General features: G+C 64.3%; 14 protein-coding genes and 1 tRNA gene. 12 read left to right on the forward strand and 3 right to left on the reverse strand.

All coding sequences use genetic code 11. The annotated features are described in order from the left end of the window. Positions 1–74: 74 nt before the first annotated feature. Entirely contained in the window at positions 75–782 is a 708-nt protein-coding gene (locus tag SPMU_RS02550) for a Crp/Fnr family transcriptional regulator (protein WP_169715614.1), read from the forward strand. Between the two features lie 81 nt (positions 783–863). On the opposite strand, the gene SPMU_RS02555 is transcribed toward SPMU_RS02550, so the two are convergent. Continuing rightward, positions 864–2,606 (reverse strand): M1 family metallopeptidase, encoded by a 1,743-nt coding sequence (locus SPMU_RS02555; RefSeq protein ID WP_088331635.1) that lies wholly within the window; start codon positions 2,604–2,606, stop codon positions 864–866. Between the two features lie 135 nt (positions 2,607–2,741). On the opposite strand from SPMU_RS02555, the gene lon reads away from it, so the two are divergent. The 3 genes from lon (at position 2,742) to SPMU_RS02570 (ending at position 5,742) form a co-directional block, all read left to right on the forward strand. Further along, complete coding sequence (gene lon, locus SPMU_RS02560; protein ID WP_088331637.1) at positions 2,742–5,138, forward strand: endopeptidase La; 2,397 nt, start codon at positions 2,742–2,744, stop codon at positions 5,136–5,138. Positions 5,139–5,298: 160 nt separating this feature from the next. Beyond that, complete coding sequence (locus SPMU_RS02565) at positions 5,299–5,571, forward strand: HU family DNA-binding protein (RefSeq protein WP_088331639.1); 273 nt, start codon at positions 5,299–5,301, stop codon at positions 5,569–5,571. Between the two features lie 96 nt (positions 5,572–5,667). After that, a tRNA-Val gene (locus SPMU_RS02570) sits at positions 5,668–5,742 on the forward strand. A gap of 428 nt (positions 5,743–6,170) precedes the next feature. Here the strand turns inward: SPMU_RS02570 and SPMU_RS02575 are convergent. Next, positions 6,171–6,785 carry a class I SAM-dependent methyltransferase gene (locus SPMU_RS02575; protein ID WP_088331641.1) on the reverse strand — a complete coding sequence of 205 codons (615 nt, stop codon included), beginning with the start codon at positions 6,783–6,785 and terminating at the stop codon, positions 6,171–6,173. Between the two features lie 198 nt (positions 6,786–6,983). Here SPMU_RS02575 and SPMU_RS02580 point away from each other — a divergent pair, with 198 nt between their 5' ends. From SPMU_RS02580 to SPMU_RS02615, 8 genes are all read left to right on the forward strand, one after another. Beyond that, positions 6,984–8,267 carry an MFS transporter gene (locus tag SPMU_RS02580; protein ID WP_245832683.1) on the forward strand — a complete coding sequence of 428 codons (1,284 nt, stop codon included), beginning with the start codon at positions 6,984–6,986 and terminating at the stop codon, positions 8,265–8,267. Positions 8,268–8,369: 102 nt separating this feature from the next. Further along, positions 8,370–9,620: an argininosuccinate synthase gene (locus SPMU_RS02585; protein ID WP_088331645.1), complete on the forward strand. Its 1,251-nt coding sequence runs from the start codon at positions 8,370–8,372 to the stop codon at positions 9,618–9,620. A gap of 140 nt (positions 9,621–9,760) precedes the next feature. Beyond that, a complete protein-coding gene (locus SPMU_RS02590) occupies positions 9,761–10,021 on the forward strand; it encodes a hypothetical protein (protein ID WP_088331647.1) in 261 nt (86 codons plus the stop codon). A gap of 3 nt (positions 10,022–10,024) precedes the next feature. Further along, positions 10,025–11,599 (forward strand): L,D-transpeptidase family protein, encoded by a 1,575-nt coding sequence (locus SPMU_RS02595; RefSeq protein WP_245832685.1) that lies wholly within the window; start codon positions 10,025–10,027, stop codon positions 11,597–11,599. Positions 11,600–11,726: 127 nt separating this feature from the next. Continuing rightward, positions 11,727–13,241 carry an NAD(P)/FAD-dependent oxidoreductase gene (locus SPMU_RS02600; RefSeq protein ID WP_088331649.1) on the forward strand — a complete coding sequence of 505 codons (1,515 nt, stop codon included), beginning with the start codon at positions 11,727–11,729 and terminating at the stop codon, positions 13,239–13,241. A gap of 110 nt (positions 13,242–13,351) precedes the next feature. Then, the gene (locus SPMU_RS02605; RefSeq protein ID WP_088331651.1) at positions 13,352–15,166 is read left to right on the forward strand and encodes a hypothetical protein; all 1,815 of its coding nucleotides are present in this window, start codon (positions 13,352–13,354) and stop codon (positions 15,164–15,166) included. A 9-nt stretch (positions 15,167–15,175) separates the two neighbouring features. Then, positions 15,176–16,846, forward strand: coding sequence for a hypothetical protein (locus tag SPMU_RS02610; RefSeq protein ID WP_088331653.1), 1,671 nt, complete (start codon positions 15,176–15,178; stop codon positions 16,844–16,846). A 108-nt stretch (positions 16,847–16,954) separates the two neighbouring features. Continuing rightward, entirely contained in the window at positions 16,955–17,743 is a 789-nt protein-coding gene (locus tag SPMU_RS02615; protein ID WP_088331655.1) for a DUF2490 domain-containing protein, read from the forward strand. On the opposite strand, the gene SPMU_RS02620 is transcribed toward SPMU_RS02615, so the two are convergent. Then, positions 17,718–18,848: a GNAT family N-acetyltransferase gene (locus SPMU_RS02620; protein WP_088331657.1), complete on the reverse strand. Its 1,131-nt coding sequence runs from the start codon at positions 18,846–18,848 to the stop codon at positions 17,718–17,720. The two genes, SPMU_RS02615 and SPMU_RS02620, sit on opposite strands and share 26 nt — an antisense overlap. Positions 18,849–18,935 lie beyond the last annotated feature (87 nt).

Here is an 18,935-nt window from a genome sequence, read left to right on the forward strand (position 1 = left end):
ACCGGGTGGCATCTATGTTTCAGAGACAATTCAATCTTCATCCCTTTCTCGAACGGCTCACAAGCCGGTCGCGTTTGAGCGAGGGCGAAAAACAGGCAATTCTTGATCTTCCTGCCCATGCTTCGCAGGTGGCACCAAACATCGATTTCGTTCGGCTTGATCACACAACCGACCATGCTTGTATCGTTGTGCAAGGGCTGGTTGGCCGTTTCGAACAGACGTTCGATGGCAATCGTCAGATCACTGCCTTGCACCTGCCGGGGGATGCAGCGGATCTTCATTCGGTCGTCCAGCCCAAGGCGCGATCTGCGCTTCACACGCTGACAACCACAACGATCCTCAGGGTTCCTCATGCGGCACTGCGATCAGTGGCTGCCAACCACCCAGCAGTTGCTGAGGCATTCTGGCGCGATTGCGTCATTGACGCAGCCATTCTGTCGCAGTGGGTCGTGAATGTCGGCAGGCGTGACGCAAGGGGCCGCGTTGCGCACCTGGTTTGTGAAATGGCCGTCCGCTACAAGGCCGTCCGCCCCGAGCAGGAGTTCTTTTTCGATTTCCCGGTCACGCAAGCACAGATCGGCGACATGATGGGGCTCACCCCGGTCCACATCAACAGAGTGCTGAAGGCGCTGCGCGAGGAGGAGCTGCTCACGCTCAGCAAGTCGAGGGTGCATGTGATGAACTGGACCGGCCTGAAATACGCGGGCGAGTTCACGGCCGAATATTTGCAGGCCGACACCGGGCCCGAAGAGAGCCTCAGGCTTGTGGCCCCCCATCGTTGAACGTCTGCTTCAGAAATGGTCGGGCGGATCGGCACCGCGAGGGCGCTCCCCGTTGCCGATTCTTTCAGGTCAGGGCGCACGTCACTGCATGGGTGCCTTGACTTGTTTTGCCTGCCACGCCTGAAATTGTTCAACTGCAATGGAGCGACGCAAAACGCGCGCCATTGGGTCAATCACGACATGCGCGCCCGCTGGCACTGCGACTTCGCCGCGCCCTCCATTCATGGCGATCCGCTCGAGCCGCTCGCCCACCTTCACTTCGATGGGCATCGGGAACGGGCCGCCGGCGCGCCATTCCAGTGTTAGCCGATTGCCGTCGCGCGTCTCCACCAGTTCGGGCAGGGCTGCGCGGCGTAGATAGGCGTTGAAGAACCAGCCGAGGTCCTGGCCGGACTCTTCCTTAACCAGCGCCTCAAATTCACGGGTGGAGGCGTAGCGCGGCGCAAAGTTGCCGGGCTTGGGATCGGGGCGACCGTAGACGAGGCGGCGGGTCGCGGCGAAGAAGGCGCGGTCGCCGATCAGCCAGCGCAAGGTGTGAAGCGTCCAGGCGCCTTTGAAGTAGATGTCGGTGCCCGCACCGCCGTTGGATGGCTCGTACACTTCCTCTTCGGTCAGCAGCTTGTCGCGGACGACCGGGGCGGCGTTGGCGATGCGGTTGCGCTGAGTTTCGAGCATCACGAGGTAGCGCGCGTCACCCTCGCGCCACTGGCCGTAGAGCGGCTGCATGTACTGCGCGAAGCCTTCGTGCAGCCAGTAATCGTCCCAATTGGCCGCGGTCATCTGATTGGCGAACCATTCGTGGCTGAATTCGTGCTGGAAGAGCCAGTCGAAACCCTCGGGTGCCTTGGCGTAATTGTTGCCGTACGCGTTGATGGTCTGGTGCTCCATGCCCATGTGCGGCGTCTCGACGACGCCGAGCTTCTCGTCGGCAAAGGGGTAGGGGCCGATCACCTGCTCGAAGAAGTCGAGCGTTGGCGCGAACTCGGCGAAGAGCGCGCGCGCCTGCGCTGCCTTGCCGGGCAGATGCCAGTAATGCAGCGGGATCGTGTTGCCGAAGCGGCTCTGGTAGGTGCCGGTAATCTCCTCGAACGGGCCGACCGCCAGCGCGATGGCATAGGTGTTGGGCTGGCGCGCCTGCCAGTTCCACCGCGTGCGGCCATCCGGAAACGTTTCCACGCCCAAGAGCCGGCCGTTGGCCGGCGCCTTCAACCCCGACGGGACGATGATGTGGAGATCAACGCGCTTCGGCTCCCCGGTGGGAAAGTCGAGGCAGGGCCATAATAGATCGCAGCCATAGCCCTCCGTCGTGCTGGCCACCCACGGCTGGCCTGCCGGCGTGGAGGACCACACCATGCCATCGGCCCATGGCGCATTGACGGCGACATGCGGAGTACCGGCATAATCGATGCGGGCGCTGACCTTGTCACCCGCGGCGAGTGGGCGGGGGAGGGCGATGACCAGCTGCCCTTCCGGATTGGACCACGCCCGCTTCGGCAGGCGCTGCCCGTCGATCGCAATCGCCGACACGGGCAGGTTCCGATCGAGATCGATCACCAGCCGGGCGAGCGGCGCCTTGGCGGTGAACGACAGAACGGCCGAACCCTCGATCCGCCGCTGCTTTGGGCGCACCTCGATCGACAGGTCGGCGTGATCAAAGACGAGCGCGGTCTGCTCGGGCGGGCGGGGGCCGCCCGAAATTTGCGTTTGCCTGGTGAGCGGCGGTTCGCCCTTCTGAGGCAATGCCTGCGAACCGGCCGCTGATGCCGTGGTGAGAAGCGAGACGGTGAGGAGCAGGGCGGCGCGCCACGGGAAAGAAGAGATCATGCAGCGCTAGAATGCGGCCAACCCACGGTTTGCTCCCCTTCGAGCGCCCCGATCATCGCACGACGATTGATGGAAACCGCGCGCACCCCATATGAATGAGGTAAGCCGCCTGTTCGAAGCGGCACCGGAGTGTTCATGACCCAGACCTTCCCCGTTCTTCCGCTGCGCGACATTGTGGTGTTTCCGCACATGATCGTGCCGCTGTTCGTCGGCCGCGACAAGTCCGTGGCGGCACTTGAGGCAGCCATGGCTGCGGACAAGGAGATTTTCCTCGTTGCTCAGCTGGATCCGGCTGAAGATGATCCCAAGGCGGACGATCTGTACGACATTGGCGTGACTGCCACCGTCCTGCAGCTGCTGAAGCTGCCCGATGGCACCGTGCGCGTGCTGGTGGAAGGCAAGCAGCGCGGGCGGCTTGGCGGGCTGACCGACGCGGACAATTACATGACCACCGAAGTGACTCCGATCGAGGAAGTCGCGGCGGAGGGCACCGAGATCTCCGCGCTGATGCGGTCGGTGATCGATCAGTTCGAGAATTATGCGAAGCTCAACCGCAAGCTGCCGGCCGAAACCGCATCGCAGCTTGGCGAGATCGAGGACGCATCGCGCCTCGCCGATGCGGTCGCCGGCAACATCTCGATCAAGGTCGCCGACAAGCAATCTTTGCTGATCGAGATTGATCCCGCGCGCCGGCTGGAGATGGTGTTCGCCTTCATGGAAGGCGAGCTCGGCGTCCTGCAGGTCGAGAAGAAGATCAAGAGTCGCGTCAAGCGCCAGATGGAGAAGACGCAGCGCGAATATTACCTCAACGAGCAGCTGAAGGCGATTCAGCGTGAGCTCGGCAACGAGGGCGAGGAAGGCGAGGGCGACGAAGTCGCCGAGCTGACCCAGAAGATCGCGACGCTGAAGCTTTCCAAGGAAGCGCGCACCAAGGCGACCGCGGAGCTCAAGAAGCTGAAGACCATGGCGCCGATGAGCGCCGAGGCGACCGTCGTGCGCAATTACCTCGACGTGCTGCTCGGCCTGCCATGGGGCAAGCGCTCCAAGCTGAAGAAGGACATCGCCGCCGCGCAGGCGATCCTCGACGAGGATCATTATGCGCTGGAGAAGGTGAAGGACCGGATCGTCGAGTATCTCGCGGTCCAAGCGCGCACCAACAAGCTGAAGGGGCCGATCCTGTGCCTCGTCGGCCCGCCGGGCGTGGGCAAGACCAGCCTCGGCAAGTCGATCGCTAAGGCGACCGGTCGCGAGTTCATCCGCCAGTCGCTGGGCGGCGTGCGCGACGAGGCCGAGATCCGTGGCCACCGCCGTACGTACATCGGCTCGCTGCCGGGCAAGATCGTGACGAACCTGCGCAAGGCGGGGGCGGCCAACCCGCTGTTCCTGCTCGACGAGATCGACAAGCTGGGCCAGGATTTCCGGGGCGATCCGGCGTCGGCGCTGCTCGAGGTGCTGGATCCGGAGCAGAACAGCAAGTTCAACGATCACTATCTCGAGATCGACATCGATCTCAGCGATGTGATGTTCGTCTGCACCGCGAACACGCTGAACCTGCCGCAGCCGCTGCTCGACCGCATGGAGATCATTCGTCTTGAGGGCTACACCGAGGACGAGAAGGTCGAGATTGCCGAGCGCCACCTGATCGCCAAGCAGATCGAGGCGCATGGCCTGAAGGACGGCGAGTTCACGCTGACGCAGGAGGGCCTGCGCGCGCTGATCCAGCGCTACACCCGCGAAGCGGGCGTGCGCACGCTGGAGCGCGAGATCGCCAAGCTCGCCCGCAAGGCGCTGCGCCAAATCCTGGAGAACAAGGTGGCCAGCGTGACGATCACGCCGGAGAACCTTCATGAGTTCGCGGGCGTCCAGAAGTATCGCCATGGCCTTTCCGAGGAAGAGAACCAGATCGGCGCCGTCACCGGCCTCGCCTGGACCGAGGTTGGCGGCGAGCTGCTGACGATCGAGAGCGTGACGGTGCCCGGCAAGGGCGCGATCAAGCTGACAGGCAAGCTGGGCGACGTGATGAAGGAATCGGCGGAAACGGCGATGAGCTTCATCAAGGCGCGTGCGCCATCCTACGGGATCAAGCCGAGCCTGTTCCACCGGAAGGACATCCACGTCCACTTGCCGGAAGGCGCTGTGCCGAAGGACGGCCCGTCGGCCGGCATCGGCCTCGTCACCTGCATCGTCTCGACCCTGACCGGCGTGCCGGTGAAGCGCGAGATCGCGATGACTGGCGAAGTGACGCTGCGTGGCCGTGTGCTGCCGATCGGTGGCCTGAAGGAAAAGCTGCTCGCGGCGCTGCGCGGCGGCATCACCACGGTGCTGATCCCGCAGGAGAATGAAAAGGACCTCGCGGACATCCCGCAGAACATCAAGGATGGCCTTAAGATCATCCCCGTGACGCATGTCGACGAGGTGCTTCGCCTGGCGCTGACCGAGCCGCTGGAGGCGATCGACTGGACGGATGCGGACGAGCTGGCGGCGCAGCCACCGGCGCCGATCGCACCGGCCGGGGGCGAACTTCACCACTAAACCTGCGACTTCGTAGGAAAACGGTAACCACGGCGGTTCATCGCGACCGCCGTGGTTTCGTTTGACACCGAACGGGCCAGCCGTCTTACTGGGAGAACCGGCCTTTCCGCGGCCGAATCCATTTTCTACAATTTCCGCACAGCGTAACGGGGGTCGGTGCATGAATAAGCAGGAGTTGATCGCGGCGGTTGCAAATGTGTCCGGGCTCGCAAAGAACGACGCCACGCGGGCCGTTGAAGCCGTGTTCGATACGATCAGCGCGCAATTGAAGAAGGGCGATGAAGTGCGCCTGGTTGGCTTCGGCACCTTTGCGGTGACCAAGCGCAAGGCATCCACCGGCCGCAATCCACGGACGGGTGAGCCGATGACGATCAAGGCATCCAGCCAGCCGAAGTTCAAGGCAGGCAAGGTGCTGAAGGATTCGCTCAACTGATCAGATCTGGCGGGCTGGGCCGATCGATCGGCTCACCCGTTTTGGGGCTGGACAGGGGCGATCTTCCCCCCTAAAGGCCCGCTTCCGGTTTCAACCGGGCGCGTAGCTCAGCGGTAGAGCACACCCTTCACACGGGTGGGGTCACAGGTTCAATCCCTGTCGCGCCCACCATATACAAAGCCCCGCGGGTCTGATGACCGGCGGGGCTTTTTGGTTTTCGGGCTCGAGGTTCGAAGGCTGCAGCGGCCTGCTCGGATGTGCCTGCTGCGCTCAATGCGCGATTGAAGGACGGTTCCCTCTTTGCGGCGCCCGGCTGAGACCTTGGAAGCGATCGGCTGAAGCGGAGCTACTTGAGGGATCGCCGGACGTTCGGCCCGTGTCGAGGCGAGCTACTCCGTGGGCGTCGTGACCGACAGATGTGACTGAGGCGCCTTCAGAGGCTCGTCGTATCCACCTGAGCCGGGATCTGGCGTGCGAAAAATCTTCGGCTCGTGATCAAGCGGTCGCGCTTACAGATCGTTCGCTCCCGGCATGCGCCCGGAGCGAGGCGTGGTCTCAAGGTGAGCGTGTCGCCAGGGACGCTCGCTCACACCTTTCGCTCAGTCCTTCCAGCACCAGTAAAGCTGCGCCGGCGGGACGTTCCACCATTCCATGTCGTGGTCGATGCGCGCGAAATGCGGCGCCAGGAAGTCGCGGACCTTGGGGCTGAACTGATAGACCAGGAAGGCGCCGCCAGGACGAACCACGCGCTGCGTGGCGGCGGCGATTGCCGGGCCGACGCCGGGCGGCAGCGTCGAAAAGGGCAAGCCGGACAGCACGAAATCGGCCGATTGATGCCCGCGCTCGGCAACGATCGATTCGACCTCGGACGCGGAGCCATGCACCGCCTCGAAGCGGGAATCGGAAATCGTGTGGTTGAGATAGCGGATGAAATCCGCATTGGTGTCGATCGCGATCAGCGCCGCATCGGGCGCCATCCGCTCCAGGATCGGTCGGCAGAAGGTGCCAACGCCCGGGCCATATTCCACGAAGAGCTTGCAATTCGCCCAGTCGACGGGCGCCAGCATCTTGTCGATCAGCTTCGCCGACGATGGGATCACCGATCCGACCATCACCGGATGTTTCAGAAAGCCGGAAAAGAACATCTGCCACGGCTTGGGCACGCCATTGGCGCTGGTTTTCACGCGGCGCGCCGCACTGGTGGAGCTTGACATGAAGGAACAACAACTCCCCGAGAGATCGTAACTATGCCGAACGCGGCACAAGCAGGAGAGTTGCCATAGCGGGGTTGCGCGCTGCTCCCAAGCGCCTAATCGAGCCACATGGCAGGTGATCCGGCACACAGGAGAAGCGCTGCAGCGCGGCGCAAGCGATCGCGGCGTCCCATCGACAAGCGATTCGCGCTGTTGTTCATGGTGATGCTGACCATCGCGGCCGGCAACACCGCGCTTCAATCGGTGCTGCCGGCACTCGGGCGGTCGCTGGGCGTGGCGGACAGCGCCGTTGCGGCGGCGTTTTCCGTGTCGGCGCTTCTTTGGGTGATCGCGGCGCCGTTCTGGGCGAGTCGATCCGACCGGCATGGCAGGCGCATGATGATCCTGCTGGGCATGGGCGGGTTTTGCGTCAGTCTCGCCACCTGCGGCGTCTTCCTGGCGGCCGGCATCAATGGCTGGATCAGCGGCACCGCCGCCTTCATTCTCTTCATTATGGCGCGCCTGATCTATGGCACGTTCGGATCGGCGGCGCCGCCCGCCGTGCAGGCGATGGTGGCGGGCGACACGACGCGCGAGGAGCGAACGCGCGCGCTGACGCTGATTGCCAGCGCCTTTGGCCTCGGCACGATCCTTGGTCCGGCGATCGCGCCGTATCTGATTCTCGGGCATATTGGCACGATCGAGATCGGGCTGGCAGGCCCTGCGTTCGTCTTCACGATCTTTGGCGTGGCGATGTTCCTGACGATCCGCGCCATGCTGCCCGATGATCGCACCATGGCGGCGGCCATGCACGGCGGAACGACCGGTTATCCGTCGATCGGCGGGCAGGGCACGGGCGCCAGCGTACGCAGCGCCACCGAGCCGAAGGGCGGAACGAAGATCAGCTTCTTCGATCCGCGCATTCGCGGCTGGATGATCGCAGGCCTGGTGATGGGCCATGCACAGGCGATGACGGGTCAGGCGATCGGCTTTCTGGTGATCGACCGGCTGAACCTGCCCCCGGCGCTGGCGCTGGAGCCCACGGGCATCGTGCTGATGATGGGCGCAGGCACTGCATTGCTCGCGCAATGGGGCATCATCCCGACGCTCAACCTGGCGCCGCGCGCGCTGGTGCTGGTGGGGTTGGTGCTGGCGGCGGTGGGCACGGCGCTGATTGGGCTTGCCACGTCATTGTACGGGATCGCGACGGCTTATGCGCTTGCGAGCCTCGGCTTCGGCTTCACGCGCCCTGGCTTTACCGCCGGCTCCAGTTTGGCGGTCGGGCCGCAGGCGCAAGGATCGGTCGCCGGCAAGGTGACCAGCGTGAACGGCGCCAGCTTCGTGTTGGGTCCCAGCATTGGTGTCGGCCTTTACGGCCTATGGCATTCGCTCCCCTATTTCGTAGCGGGCGTCGGTTGCGCTGCCCTGTTCGCATATTGCTGGTTCGCCCTGCGTGAGCCCGACGAGCAGGAAGTCTCGGCGTTCGACGATCCGGTGGTCTGAGCACCTCCTCCGCCGCCAAGCGGGAGGCCATAACCGCAGGTCATCAACGGCTGGGCCCGCAAGCCTTGTCGCGAGCGCCAACTGATCCTAGACGCCCGCGCCATGAGCGAATCCTCTATCAATCGCCCCGCCGGCGACGCCGGCATCAAGAAGGTTGTGCTGGCCTATTCCGGCGGGCTCGACACCAGCGTCATCCTGAAATGGCTCCAGCAGACCTATAACTGCGAAGTCGTGACCTTCACCGCCGATCTCGGCCAGGGTGAAGAGCTGGAGCCGGCGCGCCGCAAGGCGGAGCAGGCCGGGGTGAAGCCCGAGCACATCTTCATCGACGATCTGCGCGAGGAGTTCGTCAAGGATTACGTATTCCCGATGATGCGCGCGAACGCGACGTATGAGGGGCTATACCTGCTCGGGACTTCGATCGCGCGGCCGCTGATCGCCAAGCGACAGATCGAGATCGCCAAGATGGTCGGCGCCGATGCCGTGAGCCATGGCGCAACGGGCAAGGGCAATGATCAGGTCCGCTTTGAGCTTGGCTATTATGCGCTGGCGCCCGACATCAAGGTGATCGCGCCGTGGCGTGAATGGGATCTCACCAGCCGCACCCGCCTGATCGAGTTTGCCGAGCAGAACCAGATCATGGTGACAAAGGACAAGCGCGGCGAATCGCCGTTCTCGACCGACGCGAACCTTTTGCACACCTCGTCCGAGGGCAAGGTGCTGGAGGATCCGTGGGAGGAAGTGCCGGATTACGTCTACTCGCGCACGGTGAACCCGGAAGACGCGCCCGACGCGCCGGAATATATCACGATCGATTTCGAGCGCGGCGACGGCGTGGCGCTGAATGGCGAGGCCTGCTCGCCCGCGACTTTGCTCGCCAAGCTGAACGAGCTGGGCCGCAAGCATGGCATCGGCCGGCTAGACCTGGTCGAGAACCGCTTCGTCGGCATGAAGAGCCGCGGCATGTACGAAACGCCCGGCGGCACGATCTATCACTTGGCGCATCGCGGCATCGAGCAGCTGACGCTCGACCGCGGCGCAGCGCACCTCAAGGACGAGCTGGCGATCAAATACGCCGAGCTGGTCTACAACGGCTTCTGGTTCTCACCGGAGCGCGAGATGCTGCAGGCGGCAGTAGATTATAGCCAGGAGAAGGTCTCCGGCACGGTTCGGCTGAAGCTGTACAAGGGCAATGTCGGCGTGGTCGGCCGCAAGTCGCCCAATTCGCTCTACAGCGAGAAGGTGGTGACGTTCGAGGACGACCAGGGCGCCTATGACCAGCGCGACGCGGCCGGCTTCATCAAGCTGAACGCGCTGCGCCTGCGCCTGCTGGGCCGCCGCGACCGCATCTGAGCGAGCGCGCAGCACCGCGTCGCACTGATCTCGCGAGTGCGTGCGTCCGGGCGGGATCGTTGCCGTTGGGGAACGATCCAGCTTCGGCCGGCGTTGAACCTGAGCCTGGGGTACTCGCCCCGAGTTCAAGGGAGATTGCGATGAAGGGTGCAACTTTCGGCGCGCTGCTACTCAGCGCGACCGTGCTCACCGCCTGTGCGGACAATCGGCAAGACGTGGTGGCGCCGGCGCCGCCGCTTGGCCCGGGTGCGCTGGCCGGCACCGTAGCGGCCGACCGCGATGGCGACGGCATTGTTGACGGCTATTACTCGCCGGATGGCATGTATGTGCCCTTCACCGCCCCGCCGTGCCCGACACCGCCGCCGCCGCCGCTGCCCACCCCGCGCGGCGAGCGAGGTTAACCGTTGGCCGGCCGCGGCGCGCCGGCCCGGCGCGCGGGCCGGCTGGCGCTATCCATTCTTCTGCTTGCGTCGACAGCGGCCCTTCCTGGCGCTGCCGTCGCGCAGGCGACTGCTGAAAGCGCTGCCCCGACCAATGCCGTCGCCCAAGCGATCCGGCAGCAGGTCGGCGGCAAGCTGAAGGATTTCTATCGCGCCCGCGGATACTGGCCGCTGTGGATCGTCGGCGAAGCGCCTGGGCCGCAGGCAAGGGCGCTGGTCGACGTGATCGAGACGGTCGAGGTCGACGGGTTGCGCGCCGACCGATATTCGCCAGACCGGCTGCGCCGCCTCATCGATGAGGCGGAAGGCGGCAATCTGCGCGCGCTCGCCTATCTTGAGGTGGCGCTGAGCGGCGCGCTGGCGGACCTGATCCGTGACATGCGCGAGCCGCGGATCGAAATCCAATATCTTGAAAGCGCGCTGGAACCGACCCGCGCCAAGCCTGACGCGATCCTGCGCCGCGTGGCGCTGGCCAAGTCCACGCTCGATTATGTGCGTAGCCTGGGCTGGATGAGCCCGGTGTACGTGCAATTGCGCGAAGCGTTGCTGGATGCCGCGCCGGAAGCTGGCGATCCGCAGGTTTGGGTGCCGGCGGGCCCGCTGCTGCGACCCGGCATGAGCGGTGAGCGAGTCAGCTTGTTGCGGGCGCGCCTGGGCCTGCCCGACGGCGACCTTTATGATGAGACATTGCGCGCACGGGTGCGGCGTTTCCAGAGTTCTCGTGGGCTGCCCGTCGATGGCATGGCGGGCGCACAGACGTTGTCCGCGCTCAACCTCGGTTCTGCGACCGAAGCGGCGAACCGACGCGATCTTCTGCGGCTTAATCTGGAGCGTGCGAGGCTGTTGCCGGACGCGTGGACCCGCCACATCGTGGTAGACGCAGCGGCGGCGCGGCTGTGGTATTATGATGGCGGGGCCGAGCAGGGGACCATGCGGGTGGTCGCCGGTACGCCTGAAACGCAAACGCCGATGATGGCGGGCATGGTGCGCTACGCCACGCTCAACCCATATTGGAACGTGCCGGTGGATCTGGTGCGCAAGCGAATCGCGCCAAAGGTGCTGGCAGGCACATCGCTTGAGCGGCAGGGGTATGAGGCGCTGTCTGATTGGACGGCCGACGCGCAGGTGATCCCAGCCTCGACGATCGACTGGCGCGGCGTGCAGGCCGGCAGCGTAGAGCCGCGCGTGCGCGAATTGCCGGGCCGGGGCAATTCGATGGGGTCGGTGAAGTTCATGTTCCCGAACGATCTAGGGATATTCCTTCACGATACGCCGCAGAAGAATCTGTTTGCCAAGGCGAACCGCCACTTTTCCAATGGCTGCGTGCGGCTGGAGGATGCGGGACGGCTCGGCAAGTGGCTGTTCAACCGAACCTTGAAGCCCGAAAGCTCGGCGCCGGAGCAGCATGTGCCGCTGTCCGAGCCCGTGCCGGTCTACCTGATGTATTTCACCGCCAGCCCGGACGGTGGAAGCGTCAGATATGTCGCCGACGTCTATAATCGCGATCGCCCGGCCTTGCAGCAGTTGGCGAGCCGCTGAGTGTTTTCCAGCACACCGCGATCGGCTGGATTAGCCGCCCGCGAGGCGGCTCATCCTTTCACCGTTAACCACAGCTCAACCATCCTCGTCCATTGCCGCTTACGCAATGCTATGGGGCGGCACACAGATGGCGAATACGAACGGCGCGGTTGACGTTGCGATCATCGGCGCAGGGCCTGCCGGCCTCACCGCGGCGTATCTGCTCGGCAAGGCGGGCTATTCCGTGACTGTGATCGAGAAGGATCCGCGCTATGTCGGCGGGATCAGCCGCACCGTCGAGCACAACGGCTATCGCTTCGACATCGGTGGTCACCGTTTCTTCTCGAAGTCGCAGGAAGTGGTCGATCTCTGGAACGAGATCCTGCCGGATGACTTCATCGAGCGGCCCCGGATGAGCCGGATCTACTACGAGGGCAAATTCTACAGCTATCCGCTGCGCGCGTTCGAGGCGCTGTGGAACCTCGGCATCTTCCGCTCCGCGCTGTGCATGGCGAGCTTCGCCAAGGCCAAGGTGCTGCCGAACCGCAAGGTGAAAAGCTTCGAGGACTGGACGGTCAATGCCTTCGGCTGGAAGCTCTATTCGATCTTCTTCAAGACCTACACCGAGAAGGTGTGGGGCATGCCCTGCGACGAGATGAGCGCGGACTGGGCGGCCCAGCGGATCAAGGGGCTATCGCTCTGGGGCGCGGTGACGGACGGGCTGAAGCGCAGCCTTGGCCTCAACAAGCGACCGAATGATGGCATGGCGGTAAAGACGCTTCTAGAGAGCTTCCGCTATCCGCGGCTTGGCCCTGGCATGATGTGGGAGGCCGCGCGCGACCTGGTGATCGGCCACGGCAACCGCGTGCTGATGGGGCACAAGCTGAAACAGCTCGCCTTCAACGACGTGACGGAACAGTGGACGGTCACTGCCACCGATGGCGACGGCGCGCAGGTGGCGATCCGGGCTGCGCACGTCATTTCCTCAGCGCCAATGCGGGAGCTGGCGAGCCGGCTGCACCCGCTGCCAGCTACGCTGCCTGAGGCGGCAAACCTTAAATATCGCGACTTCCTGACGGTGGCGCTGATGATCCGCTCGCCGGACCTGTTTCCGGACAATTGGATCTACATCCATGATTCGAAGGTAAAGGTCGGGCGGGTTCAGAACTTCCGTTCCTGGTCGCCGGAGATGGTGCCGGATCCGGATCTCGCCTGCGTCGGCCTGGAGTATTTCTGCTTCGAAGGCGACGGCCTTTGGGCGTCGAGCGATGAGGAACTCGTCGCGCTTGCTACCAAGGAGATGGCGCAGCTTGGCCTGTGCCAGGCGGACCAGGTCGTCGGCGGCACGGTGGTGCGGCAGGAGAAGGCCTATCCCGTCTATGACGAACATTATGCCGCCAATGTCGAGATGCTGCGGCAGGAGATCGAGGCGCGCTATCCGACGCTTCACTGTGTCGGCCGCAACGGCATGCACCGCTACAACAACCAGGATCACGCGATGATGACCGCCATGCTGACGGTGCGCAACATCGAGGCCGGCGCGCGCGTGTATGACATCTGGGCGGTGAACGAAGATGCTGAGTATCACGAGAGCGGCAACGAGGGAGAACAGGCAGCGCTCGGTAGCCTGCGGGCCGTCCCTGAGCGGTTGAAGGCCGCTTGATTCCAAGGGGCGGCCGTTTCCTGCCTGATCGAACAGCGGAATAGGCCGAACCCGGCACCGTCAGCGAGGAAGATGTGGCGCCGATGCACGGAAGAGCGACGGAACTGGCTATGCCCGGATCGCAGCCAAGCAGCCTGACTCCCACCCAAGCGGATGAAGGTGGTATCCTGCGTCCGGTTCTTGTTGCCTGGATCATCGCATCGTTCATCTTCGTGATGATCGGAGCGAGGGACATTCTTGTTCTCCGCCTGTCCGATCCGGACGACGCGATGCGCCTCCTCCAGGTGAAGGATTGGCTTGCTGGGCAGAGCTGGTGGGACGTCGGCCAGCACCGCCTCAATCATGGCCGATTCCCCATGCACTGGTCGCGGCTCGTCGATCTTCCGCTCGCAGTCATTCTCGTGGCAGCGACTCCGATGCTGGGCGACGCCCTGGCAACCCGGCTGGCGATGACGATCGTGCCGCTGCTGCTGATGCTTTCAACGATGCTGCTGGTCGCGTGGATCACGCGACGTAACGCCGGCATCGAAGCGGCGCGCTATGCCGCCCTGCTGACGCCGTTGAGCCTGCCCCTTATTGTCCAATTAAGGCCCCTGCGTGTTGATCACCACGGCTGGCAGATCGTCCTAGCGCTGGTGGCCGTGGCTTGCCTGTTGCATCGGCCGACGGCGCGGCACGGTTTGCTGGCGGGGCTCGCACTGGCCGCCTTGCTGACGATCTCCCTTGAGGGGCTGCCGATCGCCGCAAGCATCGCAGCTGTCGCTGCGGCTGCCTGGGTATGGGACCCGGCTCGCCGCCCGTTTCTGGTGGCGATGATGTGGAGCCTCGCGGGTGCGGCGATTTGCCTTCATCTCGCGACGCGCGGGCCGGACTTCTTTTTGCCCGCTTGCGACGCCATCTCACCGGCCTGGCTCCTGACGCTGGCAGTCGGGACGCTCGCCACCACCGCCGCCGGATTCCTTGCGGGATCCACCCTGGTTCTCCGCCTTGCCGCTCTGGGGGGGGCGGGCGCGGTTACGGGTGCAGCGTTGCTGTTCTATGCGCCGCAATGCCTCGCCGGGCCTTTCGCGACGTTGCCGGGGCTGACGTACCAACTCTGGTACCTCAACGTCTTGGAAGGCAGGCCGGTCTGGCAGCAGCCGGTCTACCAAGCATATGTCACGATGGCGGTTCCGTTCGTCGGGCTGGTCGCCACCGTTGGCGCATGGCGAAAAGCGGAAGCGGAGGGAAGGGCCCGCTGGGCCACGTTGCTCGCAGTGTTGGTCGCGGCCGTGACGGTGACGATCTTCGTGGATCGCGCCGGCGCCACCGCCAACGCGCTCGCCATACCAGGTGTGGCGACGCTGTTGCTGGCACTTCTCATTCGGGCGCGTACCATTCCTCACGTCGTTGTTCGCACGGGCGCGACCGCCGCAGCGCTGATCGCCGCGTCGCCGGGTTATCTCGCCGTCGCCGCCCTCGCGGTGGACAGAAGCGGCGACCCACTCTGGCAAGCGAAAGTGAAATCAAGCGCGGCGGGCGAAACGTGCGCGCTGATCAGCGACATCCGCACTGTCGCCGAGTTGCCGCCCGGGCTGATCTTCGCGCCGCTAGACGTTAGCCCAGAAATCATTTCGACGACAAACCACCGCGCGATCGGTGCGGGCTACCACCGCTCGCCCGGCCCGATGACGACTGTAATCGGGGCGTTCGTGGGACAGCCGCAACAAGCGCGCGCAACGATCCTTGCGAGCGGTGCCGACTATGTCGCTGCGTGCCCGGGGCTCAGCGAAACCAACTTGTACCAACGACGCTTCCCCGATGGCTTCTGGGCTAGGCTCGAAGGGGGCGAGCGGTTCGACTGGCTTGAACCGGTCGCGGTGCGTGGCCCGGCGCGTGCGTGGCGGGTCAATCGGCCCTTGCCCTCGCCAGCGCGCCGCCCGTAAGGCGGTGTGATGGACCAATCGGGGGCGCCCCTTCGTTGGTGGCAGACGCGCAAATTTGTCGCCCTCGCCACGTTGATCGCGATCGTTCCGTTGATGTGGCCGGAGATTCCGCCGCTGGTCGATCTGCCAGGCCACATGGCGCGCTACCGCGTGCAGCTGACGCCGGTAGAGCAGGCGCCCTGGTTTGCGGACTGGTTCAATTTCGAATGGTCGCTGATCGGCAACCTCGGCATCGACCTGCTGGTGGTGCCGTTCGCAGCCGTTTTCGGACTGGAGCTTGGCGTCAAGCTGATCGTGATGACGATCCCAGCGCTGACGGTCGCGGGCCTGCTGTGGATTGCGCGCGAGGTGCACGGACGCATCCCACCAACGGCGATGTTCGGGCTGCCACTGGCGTATAGCTATCCGTTCCAATTCGGGTTCGTGAACTTTGCCCTGTCCATGGGACTGGCGCTCTGCCTGTTCGCATTGTGGCTGCGAATGGGACGTTTGAAGCGCGTCGGGTTGCGCGCCTTCCTCTTTGTGCCGCTCTCCTGCTTGCTGTGGCTGTGTCATACCTTTGGCTGGGGCGTCCTGGGCGTCCTCGCCTTTTCGGCAGAGATGATCCGCCAGCACGATGCGCGCAAGGACGCGGGATCCGGCCATTGGGTCGAAAGCTGGATCCGCGCTGGGCTGGGCTGCGTGCCTCTGGCCCTGCCGATGGTCCTCATGATTTTCTGGCGGTCGGGCGACCATGTCACCGGGCAGACGGCCGACTGGTTCAACTGGCAGGCCAAGGTCGCCTGGGTGATGATGGTCCTGCGCGACCGGTGGGAATTCTGGGACGTGGCGTCCACCGCCGTGTTCCTGCTCGTGCTGTTCAAGGCCAGTCGCGATCCGGCAATCGAGTATTCTCGCAATCTCGTCCTGTCAGCGCTGTTCCTCGGGGCGGTCTACCTGCTGCTCCCTCGGATCGTGTTCGGATCGGCCTATGCTGACATGCGGCTGGCGCCGTTCGTCGTTGCCGTGGCGCTGATCGCCATCCGGCCGCGGATCGGCATGACGGTGCGCCATGCCGGCGTGGTCGCCATGCTGGGGATGACCTTCTTTCTCGCACGTACCGCGGGCACCACCGCCAGCTATTGGTTGTTTGATCGTGACTATGACACCGAGCTTGCCGCGCTGGACAAGGTCCCAGCCGGCGCACGACTGGTGTCCTTTGTAGGGACAAATTGCCGCAACGAATGGAAGATGAGCCGGCTGGAGCATCTGCCGGCAATCGCGCTGGTGCGCCGACTGGCCTATACGAATGACCAATGGTCGATGCCGGGGGCGCAGCTGCTGACGGCGCGTTATTCGGCCGCGGGCATGTTTGCGCATGATCCTTCAGAAATTGTGACGCCGGGCTGGTGCCCGCGCGAATGGTGGAAGCCGATCGACTTCTCCATTGCGCGTTTCCCGCGCGAAGCATTCGATTACGTTTGGCTGGTGCGGACGCCGCCGTTCAATCCACGATACGCCAGCGACCTTGACCGCGTGTGGCGATCACCGACGGGCGCAAGCGCGTTGCTGATCGTCAATCGTGGACGGCCGACACCGCAGATCGCTGACGAAGAACTTTATCCGCGCTGGTTTTTGGAGCTGCGAGCCCGACGCATCCGCGAGCGGCAGCTTGAGCTCCCCCCGCCGCCGCGGTCCTGATCTTTCTGGTTCACTGCATTGCAGAATATTTGCTGCACTGCGGCACCTGATCCGTGTTCGGGTGTTCACCGGGTTGACTGGGGGGAGAGACGTACCTTGAGAGCACGCTTGGCAGCGAGCGCCACGGCCGTGATGTGCCTTTCCTCGCCCGCAATGGCGGAGACCAATCACGGGGGCCAGATCTGGGGCAGTATTCGGGTTATCGCGCCGCTGACCGAGGATATTTTCCTTAGTGGCGATCTTCAGCCCCGCTTTTCCACTGACAACGCGGTAACCGCGCCCATCACCATCATTCCTCCGGTTATTTCATGGCGGAAGAACGAGTCGCTCATCCTCTCCGCGGGTTACTTATACGCCTTCATCGACGGTGCGCGTTTGCCGCAAGACTTGCACGAGAACCGCTTCCTACAGCAGGCCTCCTATCGCCTGGGCGCGATCGGGAGGGTCGGCATTCGTGCGCAAACCCGGTTCGAACAGCGCCAGCGATCGACGGGCAAGGACTGGAACCTGCGGGTCGCGCAGCAAATCCTGCTGGCAACGCCACTGACGAAAAAAGAAAGCGGCGGACCCGTAGGCGTAATCTCCGCGGAGCTTTACTGGAACCTTACCGACGCCGATGGGGGTGCGCGCAAGGGTTATGATGACCTTTGGACCTTTGTCGGTGTCCAGTTGCCGGTTTCGTCGAATACGGCATTTGAACTTGGCTATCTTAACCAGCGGCAGCGTCAGGTGAATGGGCTGGTGAACATGAACCACGCCGCAGTGATCGGCTGGTCCTTTCAGCTGGCGCGCAAGATCGTGCCGCCGAAGGTGGTGCCGACGACGGCACCTGGTCGGCAAGCCATGGCCGAGCACGAGCCGTCCGATAACGTCAGCCTCCCTTGCGAAAGGGCGTAAGCCGCTCAAGGAACTGCTGATCCAACTCGACCGCAGCGCGTTCGCGCTCCAGAAAGTCAGCGACAGCCCGGCGGAACCCGGGATTGGGAATGTAATGCGCCGACCAAGTGGGGACGGGCGCGTAGCCGCGGGTGAGCTTGTGTTCCCCCTGTGCGCCAGCCTCCACAGTGGCCAGCCCACGCGCAATGGCTGCGTCGATCGCCTGATAGTAGCATAGCTCGAAATGGAGGAAGGGCACTTCTTCGGTGGAGCCCCAATAGCGGCCATAGAGCGCATCAGCCCCGATCAGGTTAAGCGCGCCGGCAATCGGGATCCCGTCCCGCTCTGCCAGAATCAGCAGAACGCGGTCCCCCATGCGTTCACCCAGCAAGGGGAAGAAGGAGCGGGTCAGATAGGGGCGGCCCCATTTGCGACTGCCGGTATCCTGATAGAAAGTCCAGAACGCATCCCACTCGCGCGGGCCGATCTCGGCGCCGGTGAGATGGCGGATCTCCAGCCCCTCGACCGCGGCTGCGCGCTCCTTGCGGATCGCTTTCCGCTTACGGCTTGCGAGGGTGGCGAGGAAATCATCGAAGGTGGCAAAACCTTGATTGCGCCAGTGGAACTGAGTGCCCTCGCGTACCAGCCAGCGCGCCGCCTCGAAGGCGGGCAGCTGATCTGGCGATACGAAGGTGGCGTGCGCAGAGGACAGGTCGTGCTGGTCAGTCACCGCTTCCAGCGCCGCAATCAGTGCCGGTGCTGCGCTCGGATCGCGTAGCAGCAGCCGCGGGCCGGGCACCGGTGTGAAAGGCGCCGCGATCTGAAGCTTGGGATAATAGGAGCCGCCCGCGCGCTCCCATGCATCTGCCCACGCATGATCGAACACATATTCGCCTTGGCTATGCGACTTCGCATAGGCGGGCGCGACCGCGATCGGCGCGCCGTCCGGGCCGTCCACAATTATGGGCACCGGCTGCCAGCCGCTGCGGCCGCTCACGCTGCCGGACTCTTCGAGTGCGGAGAGAAAGCCGTGGCTGACGAAGGGGTTGCCGGTGCCGGCGCAAGCGTCCCACTGCTCGGCAGGGATTTCAGCGACCCCGGTTGCGAGGCGCGCGCTGACGTTCATGCTCCAGCGCGCTTTCGCCCGGTGCGCGCTCCGCCTAAGGTCCGCCCGCCATCGCACGCGCTGAGCGACGACGACGACAAGCGGGAA

Source organism: Sphingomonas mucosissima (genome assembly GCF_002197665.1).
Taxonomy (GTDB): Bacteria; Pseudomonadota; Alphaproteobacteria; order Sphingomonadales; family Sphingomonadaceae; genus Sphingomonas; species Sphingomonas mucosissima.